Here is a 16,235-nt window from a genome sequence, read left to right as displayed (position 1 = left end):
GAACTGTTCAGCCCCAACCGGATCGAAACGCCCATGCATGTCCTCACTGACGGTCTTGGCGGCCTGCTCCGCCTGATGGTGCGCCTGACGATCCTCGCGGCGGGCGCGGTCTTTTTCCTGAGCCTGCTGTTCGCGGGTATCGTGGTGGCGGGTGCCTATACGCTGTGGTGCCTGCTGCGTGGCCGGCGCCCGACCCTGCAGGACATCCTGCGCTTCCAGCGCAACCGCGCCGGCTGGTCCGCGGGCTTTGGCGCCCGCCCCGGTCAGGGCAGCGCCCAGCGCCCGACGTCCGGCGACGACGTGGTCGAGGTGCAGGCCCGCGAGATCACGCGCGCCGTGCGATGACCCGCAGCGCGCACAGCAGCAGCAACCCGACCACCATCACCACCGCGGCCATCGACAGCCCGGCGACGTAACTGCCGCCACTGCGCGCCGCCAGCCAACCGGTCGCAGCCGGGCCGAGGATCTGGGCGCAGCCATAGGTCAGTGTCATCCGGCCCATCATCTTGGCCGGGCGGGTCGGGTAATAGCGCCCCGCCATCGTCAGCACCAGACTCACCAGTCCGATGACGGTGGCACCGAACAGCACAGCCCCCGCCATGGCCGCCGCCAGCGTCCCGCCAATCGGCAGCACGATGCCGACGATGTGCAACGCGCTGCACAGGATCAGCGCGTCGATGTCGCCCAGCCGGCGCGCGATGCGGTCCCAGACGATCACCGCAGGCGCGGCCGTCAGTCCCATCACCAGAAACACCCAGGCGCCGCTGCCCTGCAATCCGGGCAGCCGATCGACGATGGCGACGATGAAGGTCACGCTGACAACGAAGCCAATGCCGGCACAGAAATACGCCGCCATGAACACGCGCAGGAACAGCGGACTCGGCGGCTGGTCGGTCATCGCCTGACCGCCGACCGTCAACCCGCTGGTGTCCGGCGGAGGCAACCAGCGCAGTGCCGGCACCACCAGCAGCACCGCGATGGCGCTGAACGCCCACCACTGCTGCTGCCAGTCGAACGGCACGGCGGTCATCGCCAGCACCGCCGCCGCACAGCCCGCCATGCCGATCCCGATGCCCGAAAAATGCAGCCCGAGTTCGCTGCGGTACTGGTGGCGGATCAGCCAGTTCAGGATCAGCCCGGTGCCCAGCAGCATGCCGGCCGCACTGCTCAGCCCCGCCAGAAAACGTGACAGCGCCCAGACACGCCAGTCGCTGCTCAGCGCCATCACCGCGGTGGACAGCACCGCCAGCACCATGCCCGCCCGGTAGAGCCGGTCCTTCAGCACCAGATCGCTGATCGACGCGGCCAGGACCGCCCCGCTCAGGTACCCGGCGTAGTTCACCGCGGCGAGCCAGCCCGCTTCGGCCACCCCCAGCCCGGCCTGCTGCTGCATCAGCGGCAGCAGCGGCGTGTAGGCGAAGCGGGCGATGCCCAGCACCAGGATCAGGCTGGACAGGCCCGCCATCAGTACCCGCAGGCGGGCGGCGTCGTGGGGGTGGGCGTTGTTGGCGCGGGAGGTCATGCCCCCATCATTTCAGATCGAAGCGGTCCAGCTCCATCACCTTGCGCCAGGCGGCCACGAAGTCCCGCACAAACGACGCTTGTGCATCGCGGCTGGCGTAGACCTCGGCGATGGCGCGGAGCTGGGCGTTCGAGCCGAAGACCAGATCGACCACCGTGCCCGTCCACCGTGGCGCTCCCGTGGCCCGGTCGCGTCCTTCCAGCACACCCGCGTCCGTGGCCGACGGTTGCCACTGCGTGCCCATGTCGAGCAGGTGGACGAAGAAGTCGTTCGTCAGCGTGCCGGGGCGCTGGGTGAACACGCCATGCGCGCTGTGGTCAGCGTTGGCGCCCAGGACACGCAGGCCACCGATCAGCACCGTCATCTCCGGGGCGCTCAGGGTCAGCAGTTGCGCCTTGTCGATCAGCAGCTCAGCCGCCGAATCCTCCAGCCCCGGTCGGGCGTAGTTGCGGAAACCGTCGGCGAGCGGCTCCAGCACGGCGAAGGCGTCCACATCGGTCTGCGCCTGCGTGGCGTCGGTGCGGCCCGGTGCGAAGGGCACGGTCACCTCGTGGCCCGCCTGCTTCGCCGCTGCCTCGACCGCCGCACAGCCGCCCAGCACGATCAGGTCGGCCAGCGAGACGCGCTTGCCCCCGGTCTGCGCACCGTTGAAAGCGGCCTGCACCGCCTCCAGTGCCTGCAACACCTGCGCCAGCTCGGCCGGCTGGTTGACGGCCCAGTCCTTCTGCGGCACCAGGCGGATGCGCGCTCCGTTGGCGCCGCCGCGCTTGTCGCTGCCACGGAAGGTGGCCTCCGACGCCCAGGCCGTCGTGACCAGTTGCGCCGTGGTCAGCCCGCTGGCCAGCACCTGCGCCTTCAATGCGGCGATGTCCTGCGCGTCGATCAGCGCGTGGTCCACGGCGGGCACCGGGTCTTGCCACAGCAGTGCTTCCTTGGGCACCAGCGGGCCGAGGTAGCGCGACACCGGCCCCATGTCGCGGTGCGTCAGCTTGAACCACGCCCGGGCGAAGGCGTCCGCGAACTGGTCCGGGTGCGCGAGGAAGCGCCGCGAGATCACCTCGTAGGCCGGGTCGAAGCGCAGCGACAGGTCGGTGGTCAGCATGGCGGGGGCGTGGCGCTTGGACGGATCGTGTGCATCCGGCACGGTGCCGGCGCCCGCGCCCTGCTTCGGCGTCCACTGGTGCGCGCCGGCGGGGCTCTTCGTCAGCTCCCACTCGAAGCCGAACAGGTTCTCGAAGAAGTTGCTGCTCCAGCGGGTGGGCGTCGTGGTCCAGGTGACTTCCAGGCCGCTGCTGATCGTGTGGCCGCCCTTGCCGCTGCCGAAGCTGCTGGCCCAGCCGAAACCCTGCGCTGCGATGCCGGCCGCTTCCGGCTCGGGGCCGACGTGCTGCGTGCCACCCGCGCCGTGGGTCTTGCCGAAGGTGTGGCCGCCGGCGATGAGCGCCACCGTTTCCTCGTCGTCCATCGCCATGCGGGCGAAGGTTTCGCGGATGTCGCGCGCGGCGGCCAGCGGGTCGGGGTGGCCGTTCGGGCCTTCAGGGTTCACGTAGATCAGGCCCATCTGCACGGCGGCGAGCGGGTTCTCCAGATCACGGTCGCCGGTGTGGCGCTGGTCATCGAGCCACGTTTTCTCGGCGCCCCAGTAGACATCCTCTTCCGGCGCCCAGATGTCCTCGCGCCCACCGGCAAAACCGAAGGTCTTGAAGCCCATCGACTCCAGCGCCACGTTGCCGGCCAGGACCATCAGATCAGCCCACGAAATCTGGCGGCCGTACTTCTGCTTGATCGGCCAGAGCAGCCGGCGTGCCTTGTCGAGGTTGACGTTGTCCGGCCAGCTGTTCAGCGGCGCAAACCGCTGGTTGCCCGTGCCGGCGCCACCGCGGCCATCCTGCGTGCGGTAGGTGCCGGCGCTGTGCCAGGCCATGCGCACGAACAGCGGGCCGTAGTGGCCAAAGTCGGCGGGCCACCAGTCCTGCGAATCGGTCATCAGGGCGTGCAGATCCTGCACGACGGCGTCCAGGTCCAGTTGCTGGAAGGCGTCAGCGTAGTCGAAGTCCGCGCCGAGGGGGTCGGCCTGCGGGGTGTGCTGGTGCAGAAGCTGGAGCTTGAGCTGCTGGGGCCACCAGCCGGCGTTGGACGGTGCGGCGGCGGTCACTTGCTGCTGCGCGTGGAACGGGCACTTGGATGCAGAGTCAGCGGCCATGGAACTCTCCTTCGGGTTGCAGTCAGGTTGGTAGGATTACTGTAGGCCGGGGGGTTCCATTGATCCAGTTGATGATTGCAATACTGGCAATAGGGAAATCGCTAGTTCAAGGCCTCTGCCATGTCCTCGGCCAGCGCCTGTGCCTGCTGCAGCACCAGCTCCACGGCGGTGTCCTGCTGGTCCGGCGGGTACTTGTACTTGCGCAGGATGCGCTTGACCATCAGCCGCAGCTTGGCCCGCACGCTCGGATTCGTTGTTCGCCAGCGCGTCGTAGAAGCGCACCTCGTCCTCGCTCAGCCCGAGCTGCTCCCCGCGCCCGGCGGCGATGCGGAACTGCTTCGCCATCTCGACCAGCTCGCCCATCACCTGCGCGGCCTCGATCGAGCGGTTCTGGTAACACTTGACCACATCGGCCAGGAAGGCGTCGTCGAGGATGCCGATGTCCGGGTTGTCCAGCCCCACGGCGTCGAAGATATCGACCACCTGGTCGGACACCACCGCCGAGCTGATGATCTGGTGGATCGCCAGTTCGCGGGCCTCGTCGGTCTGCTTCCGGGCGCTGGTCTCGCGCTTGGTCAGCAGCACCTTCACGCCCTGGAAAAACGCCACCTCCTCGCGCACCGCCTTGGCCTCGTCCAGCGTGCAGCACAGCGTGAACGCATGGCCCATCGCCAGCGCGGTGTCGGCGAAACGCTTCTTGCCGTCCTTCAGGCCGAGCACATGGTTCGCCGCGCCCGCCAGTGACCTTGCCCCTGGATTGCGTATCCCATAGCCTGACTACGCGCTGGCCTGCCGGGGTTGTGCGGCGAGCCAGTCTTCTTCAAACCGCATCGGGCTGACATAGGCCAGCGTCGAGTGCAGTCGCGTTCGCTTGTACCAGAGCATCCAGGCCACGACTTCATCCTTGGCCTGGCGCCTGCTCTTGAAGCGTTGCCCATGCAGCCGCTCCACCTTCAGTGAACCGAACAAGGTCTCGCTGCAGGCGTTGTCCCAGCAGCTGCCGCGCCGGCTCATCGAGGCGGTGATGCCGTACTCGGTGCACAGCAGCGCCTCGTCGCTGAGGTGACGGGGCCGCTGCCGCAATGCTCTGGCCGCACTCGACCAGGCGCACCGCCTCCTGCTTGAACTCCAGCGTGTAGCGCGCCCTCGGCGCAGCCTTCGGCTTCGTCATCTCCGTTCTCCTTGCTGACATTTCATCACTCAGCATGGGCGACGGTTTCTGGGGGCAAGGTCAGTGCTTGTACTCCGCCGCGTCCATGTTGGCGCGCAGCTTGTCGGCGGTCGCCCAGAGGGTTTTCTTGAGGTCATCGAGCATGGTGCGCGGGATTTTGCATGGCAAACGGAACGAACCCACGGTTGACATGCGTCAAAACTGTTGACTATAGTTAACACATGGTCGAAATTCGCAAGACAAATGCATTCGAATCCTGGTTCACCGGGCTACGCGATCGCATGGTCCGCATGGCGGGTGCAGGCCCGCATCGACCGCCTGGCCTGCGGCAACCCCGGACAGCACCGGGTACTCACTGGCGGCGTGTCGGAGATGAAGATCGATGTGGGGCCGGGATACCGGGTCTACTTTGCACAGCGCGGATCCCTGCTGGTCATTCTGCTGTGTGGCGGAGACAAGAGTAAGCAGCAGCAGGACATTGAAGCCGCCCTGGCGATGGCCGGGCAATTGGAGTGACCCACATGACCGTTCAAACCACTTCCTGGGATTCGTCCGAGTACCTCAAGACCGAAGAGGACATCGCCGCCTACATGACCGCCGTGATGGAGGAAGGTGGCGACGATCCCGCGTTCATTGTGCATGCGCTGGGCATCGTGGCCCGTGCCCGCAACATGTCCCAGCTTGCCCGGGACACTGGTCTGACCCGCGAGGGGCTGTACAAGGCCTTGTCCGGTGAAGGCAACCCGAGCTTCGCCACCGTGCTCAAGGTCAGCCGGGCAATGGGATTCAAGTGGACGCTGCAGCAGGCGGACCCGGTGCCAGTGACAGGCTGAAATCAGGCGAGAAAAAGCCTCGCAAATCAATGACTTGCGAGGCTGGTTCTGGTGGGCGGTGCAAGTTTCGAACTTGCGACCCCTGCCGTGTGAAGGCAGTGCTCTACCGCTGAGCTAACCGCCCGAAACTGGTTCGGGTCGCTGCATTGACTTGTTCAGTGCGCTGCAGCAAGAACGAAATTATGCCACGGAGAAAAAGAGGTGCGCAAGGGTTTCAGGCAGAAATCGTGCGCCAGACCGTCTTGCCGCCGCTCGCCTTGTCCAGATCGGCCAGCACACCCGCATGGGCAGCGACTTCCTGATCGCTGGCGCGGAGCACGGTCACGCTGAAAGCCGACAGGTCGATGTTCAGGTCGGCTTCGTCCGAACCGCCCTCTTCCTGCCCGTCGTCGGCGTCGATGACCAGCGCGTTCTGTCCGCGGGTCATGCGGATGTAGACCTCGGCCAGCAGGCCCGCATCCAGCAGCGCGCCGTGGAAGGTCCGGTTGGTGTTGTCCACCTCCAGGCGGCGGCACAGCGCGTTCAGCGAGTTCGCCTTGCCGGGGTACTGCTCGCGCGCCATCACCAGCGAGTCGACGATGCCCCCAACCAGATCGGCCACCTTGGGCTGCTTCACCCGGCGCAACTCGGCGTTCAGGAAACCCACGTCGAAGGCCGCGTTGTGGATGATGACCTCGGCCCCGCGCACGAACTCGACGAACTCCGCCGCCACTTCGCGGAACTTCGGCTTGTCGGCCAGGAATTCGTCGGTCAGGCCGTGGATGCGGGTCGCCTCTGCACTGCCAGGGCGCTCGGGGTTGAGATACAGGTGCAGATGGCGCCCAGTGAGGCGCCGGCTCACCATCTCGATGCAGCCGATCTCGACGATGCGGTCGCCCGTCTCGGGGTTCAGGCCGGTGGTTTCGGTGTCGAGGAAGATCTGGCGCATGGCAGGCGGTGGCCGGTGAAGGCTCAGTGGTTCTCGCGGGCGTGGTTGATCGTGTACTTCGGGATCTCGATGACCAGATCCTTCTGCGCCACGATCGCCTGACAGCTCAGGCGCGAGTCCGGCTCCAGCCCCCAGGCGCGGTCGAGCAGGTCTTCCTCGGTCTCGTCCATCTCGTTGAGCGACGCGAAACCTTGGCGCACGACGACGTGGCAGGTGGTGCAGGCCGCGCTCATGTCGCAGGCGTGCTCGATGGCGATGCCGTTTTCCAGCAGCGCCTCGCAGACCGAGGTGCCAGGCGCGACGGTGATCGACACGCCCTGTGGACAGAGTTCTTGGTGGGGCAGGATCTTGATGATGGGCATGGTCGGGGTCGTCAAACGTCGTCGAGGCGGCGGCCGGTCAGGGCCTGCTGGATGCCGCGGTTCATGCGCAGCGCGGCGAAGTTCTCGGTGCCATCGGCCAGCGCCTTGGTGGCGGCTTCGGTGGCGTCGGCGTAGTCGCCGCGGGCGGTGTCAGCCAGCGCGGTCAGCAGAAGGTCGATCCGCGTGCGCTCGTCCTCGTCGAGCAGATCGCCATCGGCCTGCAGCGCCGCGCTCGTCGCCAGGATCATGCGCTCGGCCTCGACCCGGGCTTCGGTCAGCTTGCGGCGGTGCATGTCGCCCTCAGCCTCGGTGAAGCTCTCACGCAGCATGTTCGCCACTTGGTCGTCGCTCAGGCCATAGCTCGGCTTGACGACGATGGAGGCCTCCACGCCGCAGCCCTGCTCGCGGGCGCTCACCGACAGCAGCCCATCGGCATCGACCTGGAAGGTGACTCGGATGCGTGCAGCGCCAGCGACCATCGGGGGAATGCCGCGCAGCTCGAAGCGCGCCAGCGAGCGGCAGTCGCTGACCAGTTCGCGCTCGCCCTGCACGACATGGATGGCCATCGCGGTCTGGCCGTCCTTGAAGGTGGTGAACTCCTGCGCCTTCGCGGTGGGCAGCGTCGAATTGCGCTCGATCACGCGCTCGACCAGCCCACCCATCGTCTCCAGCCCGAGCGACAGCGGCGTCACGTCAAGCAGCAGCATCTCGCCATCCGCCGCGTTGCCCGCCAGCGCGTTGGCCTGCAGCGCGGCACCAAGCGCGACCACTTCATCCGGGTTCACGTTGACCAGCGGCTCGCGGCCACAGAACGCAGCGACCGCGGCGCGCACGACCGGCATCCGCGTCGAACCGCCCACCATCACCGTGCCCTGCACCTCGTCCGGCGTGACCTTGGCGTCGCGCAACACACGCTTCATCAGCGTGACGGTGCGGCGGGTCAGCTCGTCGGTGACGGCCTCGAACTCGGCGCGGGTCACGGTTTGCGTCAGGGTGACAGCGCCGTTCAGCGTGGCCTGCACAGTGGTTTCATCGGCACTGGACAACGCCTCCTTGGCAGCGCGGGCCGCTGTCAGCACGACGCGCTTGTCGTGGGCATCCAGCGTGTCCAGCGTCGGCAGGCCAGCGCGTTCCAGCAGCACTTGCGCGAGCCGCATGTCGTAGTCATCGCCGCCGAGCGCGGAATCCCCGCCGACCGCGACCACCTCGAACACGCCACGCGACAGGCGCAGCAGCGAGATGTCGAAGGTGCCGCCGCCCAGGTCGTACACGGCGTAGAGGCCCTCGATCGCGTTGTCCAGCCCATAGGCGATGGCCGCGGCGGTCGGCTCGTTGAGCAAGCGCAGCACGTTCAGGCCGGCGAGCTGCGCGGCGTCCTTGGTGGCCTGGCGCTGCGCATCGTCGAAGTAGGCCGGCACGGTGATCACGGCGCCGAACAGGTCGTCGCTGAACGTGTCCTCGGCGCGGTAGCGCAGCGTCGCCAGGATCTCGCCCGAGACCTCGACCGGCGATTTCACACCTTCACGGGTCTCGATGGCGACCATGCCCGGCTGGTCGACGAAGTGGTACGGCAGCCGCCCGCGGTCCGCGATGTCGGCCAGCGCCCGGCCCATGAAGCGTTTCACCGACACCAGCGTGTTGTGCGGATCGTCGGCCTGCGCGGCCAGCGCGTCGGCACCGATCTGGCGCCGACCCTCGCCCAGGTAGCGCACGGCCGAGGGCAAGATCACCCGGCCCTGTGCGTCCGGCAGACACTCGGGCAGCCCGTGGCGCACGGCGGCGATCAGCGAATGGGTCGTGCCCAGGTCGATGCCCACCGCGATGCGGCGGGTGTGCGGATCGGGCGTCTGCCCGGGTTCGGAGATCTGGAGGAGGGCCATGGGGGCGCTATTGTCCCAGCGCGTCGAGGCGCCGGTCGACGTCGGCGGCGAAGCGCACGACAAACATGAGCGCACGGACCTGCGCGGCCGCGGCCGGCCAGTCCTGGCGCTCGTCGATCAGGGTGGCGAGCTGCTGCTGCGCCCGGCGTTCGTGGGCGACGACATCGTCGGCCAGCGCTTCGACGGCGTCGAGCGTGTGGGCCTCGTCCAGGGCTTCGCGCCACTCCATCTGCTGCACCAGGAAGGCGCCGGGCATGGCGGTGTTGTTCTCGGCCTCGATCGGCGCACCGTGCAGCTCGCAGAGGTAGGCCGCCCGCTTAAGCGGATCCTTCAGGCGCTGGTAGGCCTCGTTGACCCGGATCGCCCACTGCATGGCCACACGCTGGGCGGTGCCGCCCTCGCCGGCGAAGCGATCGGGATGGACCTCGGCCTGCAGCGCCTTCCAGCGCACATCCAGCAAGGCGCGGTCCTGCACAAACCGCGCCGGCACGCCGAACAGGTCGAAATCGGAGTCGGTGAGCTTCACGTCACCGTCACACGCGGAACGACTCGCCGCAGCCGCAGCGGTCTTTCTCGCGCGGGTTGTGGAACTTGAAGCCCTCGTTCAGCCCTTCGCGCACGAAGTCGAGTTCGGTGCCTTCGAGGTAGGGCAGGCTCTTCGGGTCGATCAGCACCTTGATGCCACGGTCCTCGAACACCACATCCTCGGGGGCGATCTCGTCGGCGTATTCGAGCTTGTAGGCCAGGCCCGAACACCCCGTCGTCTTGACGCCCAGGCGCACACCGACGCCCTTGCCCCGGCGGGCGATGTAGCGCGACACATGGCGTGCCGCCGATTCGGACAGCGTGACGGCCATGGCTGCACTCATTGGACCGTGGCGCCAGCGGGGGCGTGTCGGGCCTTGTAGTCGTCGACGGCGGCCTTGATCGCGTCCTCGGCCAGGATCGAGCAATGGATCTTGACCGGGGGCAGCGCCAGTTCGTGGGCGATCTGGGTGTTCTTGATCGTCAGGGCCTCGTCGAGCGTGCGGCCCTTCACCCATTCGGTGACCAGCGACGACGACGCGATGGCCGAGCCGCAGCCGTAGGTCTTGAACTTGGCGTCCTCGATCAGCCCGGTGACCGGGTTGACCTTGATCTGGAGCTTCATCACGTCGCCGCAGGCCGGCGCGCCGACCATGCCGGTGCCCACGTCCTCGTCGCCCTTGTCGAAGCCGCCCACATTGCGGGGATTTTCGTAGTGGTCAATGACCTTGTCGCTGTATGCCATGGTGGTACTCCTGGGAACCCGTGTCGTGTCCGTTCAGTGCGCGCTCAATGCGCCGCCCACTGGATGGCGCTGATGTCGATGCCGTCCTTGTACATGTCCCACAGCGGCGACAACTCGCGCAGCCGGGCCACACGGTCGCGCAGCGTGGCGACGGCGTAATCGATCTCCTCCACCGTGGTGAAGCGGCCAATCGTCATGCGCAGGGACGAATGCGCCAGTTCATCGCTGCGGCCGAGCGCGCGCAGCACGTAGCTCGGCTCCAGGCTCGCTGACGTGCAGGCCGAGCCGGACGACACCGCCAGCCCCTTGACGCCCATGATCAGCGACTCTCCCTCGACATAGTTGAACGAGATGTTGAGGTTATGCGGCACGCGGCGCGTCAGGTCGCCGTTGACGAACACCTGCTCGATGTCGGACAGGCCATCCAGCAGGCGCTTGTGCAGCGCGGCGATGCGGGTGTTTTCCTCCGCCATCTCCTGCCCGGCGATCTCGAACGCCAGCCCCATGCCAACGATCTGATGCACCGGCAGCGTGCCCGAACGCATGCCACGCTCATGACCACCGCCGTGCATCTGCGCCTCGATGCGGATGCGCGGCTTGCGGCGCACATACAGCGCGCCCATGCCCTTCGGCCCGTAGCTCTTGTGCGAGGCCAGGCTCATCAGGTCCACCGGCAGCGCGCCCATGTCGATCTCGACCTTGCCCGTCGCCTGCGCCGCATCGACGTGGAAGATCACGCCGTGTTCGCGGCAGATCGCGCCGATCGCCGGGATGTCCTGGATCACGCCGATCTCGTTGTTCACGAACATCACCGACGCGAGGATGGTGTCCGGGCGGATCGCGGCCTTGAACTTGTCCAGGTCCAGCAGGCCGTCCGACTCCACATCCAGGTAGGTCGCCTCGAAGCCCTGGCGCTCCAGTTCGCGCACGGTGTCGAGCACGGCCTTGTGCTCGGTCTTCACCGTGATGATGTGCTTGCCGCGGGTCTTGTAGAACTGCGCAGCGCCCTTCAAGGCGAGGTTGTTCGACTCGGTGGCGCCCGAGGTCCAGACGATTTCACGCGGGTCGGCCTTGATCAGCCCCGCGACCTGCACCCGTGCCTTCTCGACGGCCTCTTCCGCCTCCCAGCCCCAGGCGTGCGAACGCGAAGCCGGGTTGCCGAAGTGCTCGCGCAGCCAGGGAATCATTGCGTCCACCACGCGCGGATCGACCGGGGTGGTCGCGCCGTAGTCCATGTAGATCGGGAAGTGCGGAGTCATGTCCATGTTGAAACCTGGTCGTTCCGCAGCGCGCGCCCGCCGGAGCGGCGCGCCTGCGGAACCTGTGGTGATTACTTGGCGAGCGCCGATCCCAGCGCAAACACCGAATTGGGGGCCGTGATCTTGATCGGCTTGACCACGGGCTGGCTGGAGATGGCGCGCTTGATGGGCGCTTCCTCCACCGACACGCCGCGGTTGAGCTGGTCGTCGACGAGGCTCTTCAGCGAGATCGAGTTCAGATGCTCCAGCATCTTGGCGTTCAGGCTCGCCCACAGGTCGTGCGTCATGCAGCGCCCCGTGTCCTCGCCCATGCAGTTCTCGCCGCCACCGCAGCCGGTGGCGTCGATGGCCTCGTCCACCGCGACGATGATGTCCGCCACGGTGATGTCCTCGGCCTTGCGGCCCAGCGAATAGCCACCACCCGGGCCACGGGTGCTCTCGACCAGCTCGTGCCGGCGCAGCTTGCCAAACAGCTGCTCCAGATAGGACAGGGAAATCTGCTGACGTGCGCTGATTGCGGCCAAGGCCACGGGACCGCTGTGTTCCCGCAAGGCCAAGTCAATCATCGCGGTGACGGCGAACCGTCCTTTGGTAGTCAATCGCATGGCTTTAAGCTCCTAGAACTTGCGTTCGAACCCTCGCCCTCTTTCCCGAGTGTTTTACTCGATTATAGCGAAGTGCGTCGCTTGTCACGGCTGTGGCGTCAGCGGGCACCCTGAGGGGAGTACAGGTATTCGAGCAAGCCATCGCACGCAAGTTCCACCAGATCGAGAACATGTTCAAAGCCCGGGGCACTGCCGTAATACGGATCGGGCACCACCTCGCCCGATCCAGCGGGCGCGAAGGACATCAGCAGCTGCACCTTGGCCATCGTATCGGCCGGCGCCTGCGCAACCAGGTGGTCGAAGTGGGTCCGGTCCATCGGCACGATCAGCTCAAAGCGGTGGAAATCCGCCTCGACGACCGGCCGTGAGCGCAAGGCTGTCAGGTCATAGCCACGCCGGGCGGCGTGCGCGATGCTGCGTGGATCAGCCGGGTGCGACTGCTCGTGCGAGGCCCGCGTCCCCGCAGAGTCGACAACGATGCGGCCGTGCAACCCAGCCCGCTGGACCCGGTGGCGCAACACCGCCTCGGCTGTCGGTGAACGACAGATGTTCGCCGTACAGACCATCAGCACCCGCTGTACCGCGCTCATCGCGCCGCCTTCGGCACCAGCACGGCAATATGATCGCCACCCGAGGCCCCGAACGCCTGCTCGCGCAGCAGCGCCAACTGGTCACGCAGCCGAGCCGCCTTCTCGAATTCGAGGTTCTTGGCGTGGTCGAGCATCTGCTTCTCCAGCAACTTGATGCGCCGTCCAAGGTCCTTCTCCGACAGGACTTCCACTTCTGCGGCGGCGTGCAACTGCGCCAGCTCCTGCAGATTGTCCTTGCCGGACTTCTCGCCGTAGACACCGTCGATCAGTTCCTTGACGTGCTTGCGGATGCTCCGCGGCACGATGCCGTGCGCCTCGTTGTGCGCGATCTGCTTGGCGCGGCGGCGCTCGGTCTCGTCGATGGCGCGGCGCATCGAGTCGGTGATGCGGTCAGCGTAGAGGATGGCGTGGCCATTGAGGTTGCGCGCTGCCCGGCCGATGGTCTGGATCAGGCTGCGCTCGGACCGCAGAAAACCCTCCTTGTCCGCGTCCAGAATCGCCACCAGCGACACCTCGGGAATGTCGAGCCCTTCGCGCAGCAGGTTGATCCCCACCAGCACGTCGAACGTCCCCAGCCGCAGATCGCGCAGGATCTCGACCCGCTCCACCGTATCGATGTCCGAATGCAGGTAGCGCACCTTCACGCCGTTCTCGCCCAGGTAGTCGGTGAGCTGCTCGGCCATGCGCTTGGTCAGCGTCGTGATCAGCACCCGCTCGCCCACCTCGACGCGCAGGCGGATTTCCTGCAGCACGTCATCGACCTGCGTGGTGGCCGGACGCACCTCGACCAGCGGATCGACCAGCCCGGTCGGCCGCACCAGTTGCTCGACCACCTGGCCGGCGTGGGTGTTCTCGTAGGCGGCGGGCGTGGCCGAGACGAACACCGCCTGGCGCATCTTGGTCTCGAATTCCTCGAACTTCAGCGGCCGGTTGTCCAGCGCGCTCGGCAGGCGAAAGCCGTACTCGACCAGCGTGGACTTGCGCGCCCGGTCGCCGTTGTACATGCCGCCGAACTGGCCGATCAGCACGTGGCTTTCGTCCAGGAACATCAGCGCGTCCGGCGGCATGTAGTCCACCATCGTCGGTGGTGGGTCGCCCGGCTTCGCGCCCGAGAGGTGGCGGGTGTAGTTCTCGATGCCCTTGCAGTGGCCGACCTCCTGCAGCATCTCCAGGTCGAACCGGGTGCGCTGCTCCAGCCGCTGCGCCTCGACCAGCTTGCCCTGCGAGACGTACTCGGCCAGCCGGTCGCGCAGCTCGGTCTTGATGCCGTCCATCGCCTCCAGCACACGTTCGCGGGGCGTGACGTAGTGGCTCGCCGGGTAGATGGTGAAGCGCGGCACCTTCTGGCGAATCCGGCCGGTGAGCGGGTCGAACAGTTGCAGCGTCTCCACCTCGTCGTCGAACAGCTCCAGCCGCACCGCCAGCTCCGAGTGCTCGGCCGGGAACACGTCGATCGTGTCACCACGCACGCGGAAGGTGCCGCGGGTGAAATCGGTTTCGTTGCGCGTGTACTGCATGCGGATCAGTTGCGCGATCACGTCACGCTGGCCGATCTTGTCGCCGACCCGCACGATGAAGCGCATCTGCGTGTAGTCCTCGGGCTTGCCGATGCCGTAGATGGCGCTGACCGAGGCGACGATGATGGTGTCGCGCCGCTCCAGCACGCTCTTGGTCGCGGACAGGCGCATCTGCTCGATGTGCTCGTTGATCGCGCTGTCCTTCTCGATGAACAGGTCGCGCTGCGGCACGTAGGCTTCGGGCTGGTAGTAGTCGTAGTAGCTGACGAAGTACTCGACCGCATTCCTCGGAAAGAACTCGCGGAACTCGGCGTAGAGCTGCGCGGCGAGCGTCTTGTTCGGCGCGAAGACGATCGCCGGGCGGCCGAGGCGGGCGATGACGTTGGCCATCGTGAAGGTCTTGCCCGAGCCGGTCACACCGAGCAGGGTCTGGAACGTCAGACCATCCTGAATGCCTTCCACGAGCTGGTCGATCGCCGCCGGCTGGTCTCCGGCAGGGGGATACGGCTGGAAAAGCTGGAAAGGCGAGCCCGGAAACGACACGAACTGCCCCTCGGGTGTCGGTTGAATACTCTCGATGGGGTCAATGTGGCTCATGGATTTCCCGACCCGCCGTTAAAATCGGCGCAACCGCCCAGCCTACCTGAAGGCGGCTGTTCTTTCCACAACACGTCTGCCGGACCCCCGAACATGTCCCTCTTTTCCGCCGTCGAAATGGCCCCGCGCGACCCGATCCTGGGTCTGAACGAACAGTTTGGTGCCGACATCAACCCCGCAAAGGTCAACCTGGGTGTCGGCGTCTACTACGACGACAACGGCAAGCTGCCGCTGTTGCAATGCGTCATTGCCGCTGAACGCGAGATGCTCGAAGCACCGAAGGCCCGCGGCTACCTGCCCATCGACGGTATCGCCGCCTATGACAAGGCGGTGCAAGGTCTGGTCTTTGGTGCAGACAGCGCCGTCGTCACCAGTGGCCGCGTTGCCACCGTGCAGGCCATCGGGGGCACGGGTGGCCTGAAGATCGGCGCCGACTTCCTGAAGAAGGTCAACCCGGACGCCACCGTGCTGATCTCGGACCCGAGCTGGGAAAACCACCGTGCGCTGTTCACCAACGCGGGATTCCCGGTCGGCACCTATCCGTACTACGACGCCGAGAACCGTGGCATCAATTTCGCCGGCATGCTCGCCGCGATCGACGCAGCCCCGGCCGGCACGGTCATTCTGCTGCACGCCTGCTGCCACAACCCGACCGGCTACGACATCACCGCCGAGCAATGGGACCAGGTCATCGCCTCGATCAAGGCCCGCAACCTCGTGGCGTTCCTCGACATGGCCTACCAAGGCTTCGGGGATGGCATCGCGGAAGACGGTGCCGTGATCGGCAAGTTCGTCGCGGCCGGACTCGACTTCTTCGTGTCCACGTCGTTCTCCAAGAGCTTCTCGCTGTATGGCGAGCGGGTCGGCGCGCTGTCGGTGGTCTGCGCGAGCAAGGAAGAAACGGGCCGCGTGCTGTCGCAACTGAAGATCGCCATCCGCACCAACTACTCGAACCCGCCGATCCACGGCGCACAGATCGTCGCGACCGTGCTGTTCACGCCGGCTCTGCGCACGATGTGGGAAAACGAACTTGCGGCGATGCGTGTCCGGATCAAGGAAATGCGCACGCTGCTGGTCGAGAAACTCACCGCTGCCGGCGTGCAGGGTGACCTGAGCTACATCGTGCGCCAGAAGGGCATGTTCAGCTACTCGGGTCTGAGCAAGGAGCAAATGGTGCGTCTGCGCGGCGATTTTGGGGTCTACGGTGTCGATTCGGGCCGCATCTGCGTGGCCGCACTGAACACGAAGAACATTGGCTACGTCACCGACGCGATCGTCAAGGTGATGTAACGTCGGCACGCTGTTCGCGTTTACCACGGGGCGCCTTTCGGGGCGCTTTTTTCATGTCCGAATCAAATCAAAACCGATTCCCCAAAGCAAAAACCCCTCTGACCGATGAGGATCAGAGGGGTTTTCTAATAGAAGCCTGACGATGACCTACTTTCACACGCGCGGTGCGCACTATCATCGGCGCTGAGTCGTTTCACGGTCCTGTTCG

General features: G+C 66.4%; 16 protein-coding genes, 1 tRNA gene and 3 pseudogenes. 4 read left to right on the top strand and 16 right to left on the bottom strand.

The features are described from left to right. Positions 1-33 precede the first annotated feature (33 nt). Positions 34-345, top strand: coding sequence for a hypothetical protein (locus RMP06_RS09845; protein ID WP_310461598.1), 312 nt, complete (start codon positions 34-36; stop codon positions 343-345). Here the strand turns inward: RMP06_RS09845 and RMP06_RS09840 are convergent. From RMP06_RS09840 to RMP06_RS09820, 5 genes and pseudogenes are all read right to left on the bottom strand, one after another. Continuing rightward, complete coding sequence (locus tag RMP06_RS09840; protein ID WP_310461597.1) at positions 326-1,522, bottom strand: YbfB/YjiJ family MFS transporter; 1,197 nt, start codon at positions 1,520-1,522, stop codon at positions 326-328. The genes RMP06_RS09845 and RMP06_RS09840 overlap by 20 nt on opposite strands. Positions 1,523-1,529: 7 nt before the next feature. After that, entirely contained in the window at positions 1,530-3,725 is a 2,196-nt protein-coding gene (gene katG, locus RMP06_RS09835) for a catalase/peroxidase HPI (RefSeq protein ID WP_310461596.1), read from the bottom strand. A 101-nt stretch (positions 3,726-3,826) separates the two neighbouring features. Next, positions 3,827-4,493 (bottom strand): annotated as a pseudogene (locus tag RMP06_RS09830) (DUF3387 domain-containing protein); the annotation flags it as partial. 9 nt (positions 4,494-4,502) lie between these two features. Further along, positions 4,503-4,757, bottom strand: a pseudogene (locus RMP06_RS09825) (integrase core domain-containing protein); the annotation flags it as partial. Positions 4,758-4,956: 199 nt separating this feature from the next. Beyond that, positions 4,957-5,088 (bottom strand): hypothetical protein, encoded by a 132-nt coding sequence (locus RMP06_RS09820; protein ID WP_310461633.1) that lies wholly within the window; start codon positions 5,086-5,088, stop codon positions 4,957-4,959. A gap of 29 nt (positions 5,089-5,117) precedes the next feature. Between RMP06_RS09820 and RMP06_RS09815 the strand changes: the two are divergent. Both RMP06_RS09815 and RMP06_RS09810 read left to right on the top strand, forming a co-directional pair. Continuing rightward, positions 5,118-5,412, top strand: a pseudogene (locus tag RMP06_RS09815) (type II toxin-antitoxin system RelE/ParE family toxin). Positions 5,413-5,417: 5 nt separating this feature from the next. After that, positions 5,418-5,729 (top strand): addiction module antidote protein, encoded by a 312-nt coding sequence (locus RMP06_RS09810; protein WP_310461595.1) that lies wholly within the window; start codon positions 5,418-5,420, stop codon positions 5,727-5,729. Positions 5,730-5,778: 49 nt separating this feature from the next. Here RMP06_RS09810 and RMP06_RS09805 read toward each other — a convergent pair. From RMP06_RS09805 to uvrB, 11 genes are all read right to left on the bottom strand, one after another. Beyond that, positions 5,779-5,853: transfer RNA gene (locus RMP06_RS09805), tRNA-Val, on the bottom strand. Between the two features lie 90 nt (positions 5,854-5,943). Beyond that, entirely contained in the window at positions 5,944-6,657 is a 714-nt protein-coding gene (dnaQ, locus tag RMP06_RS09800) for a DNA polymerase III subunit epsilon (RefSeq protein WP_310461594.1), read from the bottom strand. A 23-nt stretch (positions 6,658-6,680) separates the two neighbouring features. Further along, positions 6,681-7,019 carry an ISC system 2Fe-2S type ferredoxin gene (gene fdx, locus RMP06_RS09795; protein ID WP_310461593.1) on the bottom strand — a complete coding sequence of 113 codons (339 nt, stop codon included), beginning with the start codon at positions 7,017-7,019 and terminating at the stop codon, positions 6,681-6,683. A gap of 11 nt (positions 7,020-7,030) precedes the next feature. Continuing rightward, on the bottom strand, positions 7,031-8,899 hold the full coding sequence (hscA, locus tag RMP06_RS09790; RefSeq protein WP_310461592.1) for a Fe-S protein assembly chaperone HscA: 1,869 nt from the start codon (positions 8,897-8,899) through the stop codon (positions 7,031-7,033). A gap of 7 nt (positions 8,900-8,906) precedes the next feature. Beyond that, the gene (gene hscB, locus RMP06_RS09785; protein WP_310461591.1) at positions 8,907-9,425 is read right to left on the bottom strand and encodes a Fe-S protein assembly co-chaperone HscB; all 519 of its coding nucleotides are present in this window, start codon (positions 9,423-9,425) and stop codon (positions 8,907-8,909) included. Between the two features lie 7 nt (positions 9,426-9,432). After that, positions 9,433-9,756: an iron-sulfur cluster assembly protein IscA gene (gene iscA, locus RMP06_RS09780; RefSeq protein ID WP_310461590.1), complete on the bottom strand. Its 324-nt coding sequence runs from the start codon at positions 9,754-9,756 to the stop codon at positions 9,433-9,435. 8 nt (positions 9,757-9,764) lie between these two features. Next, on the bottom strand, positions 9,765-10,169 hold the full coding sequence (gene iscU / locus RMP06_RS09775) for a Fe-S cluster assembly scaffold IscU (RefSeq protein ID WP_310461589.1): 405 nt from the start codon (positions 10,167-10,169) through the stop codon (positions 9,765-9,767). A gap of 44 nt (positions 10,170-10,213) precedes the next feature. Further along, a complete protein-coding gene (locus tag RMP06_RS09770; RefSeq protein ID WP_310461588.1) occupies positions 10,214-11,434 on the bottom strand; it encodes an IscS subfamily cysteine desulfurase in 1,221 nt (406 codons plus the stop codon). Positions 11,435-11,499: 65 nt separating this feature from the next. Continuing rightward, positions 11,500-12,033, bottom strand: a complete 534-nt coding sequence (locus RMP06_RS09765; RefSeq protein WP_310461587.1) for a Fe-S cluster assembly transcription factor — start codon at positions 12,031-12,033, stop codon at positions 11,500-11,502. 98 nt (positions 12,034-12,131) lie between these two features. Continuing rightward, entirely contained in the window at positions 12,132-12,623 is a 492-nt protein-coding gene (locus RMP06_RS09760; protein WP_310461586.1) for a low molecular weight protein-tyrosine-phosphatase, read from the bottom strand. Beyond that, positions 12,620-14,737: an excinuclease ABC subunit UvrB gene (uvrB, locus tag RMP06_RS09755; protein WP_310461585.1), complete on the bottom strand. Its 2,118-nt coding sequence runs from the start codon at positions 14,735-14,737 to the stop codon at positions 12,620-12,622. Before uvrB ends, RMP06_RS09760 begins: the two co-directional genes overlap by 4 nt. Before the next feature lie 93 nt (positions 14,738-14,830). Between uvrB and RMP06_RS09750 the strand changes: the two genes are divergently transcribed. Beyond that, positions 14,831-16,027, top strand: a complete 1,197-nt coding sequence (locus tag RMP06_RS09750; protein ID WP_310461584.1) for an amino acid aminotransferase — start codon at positions 14,831-14,833, stop codon at positions 16,025-16,027. The last annotated feature ends 208 nt before the right edge of the window (positions 16,028-16,235 follow it).

The sequence above is a fragment of the Sphaerotilus sp. genome (assembly GCF_031429695.1).
Taxonomy (GTDB): Bacteria; Pseudomonadota; Gammaproteobacteria; order Burkholderiales; family Burkholderiaceae_C; genus Sphaerotilus.
The sequence above is the reverse complement of the archived record's forward strand: the minus strand, read 5'-3'. Positions and strand labels throughout refer to the sequence as shown.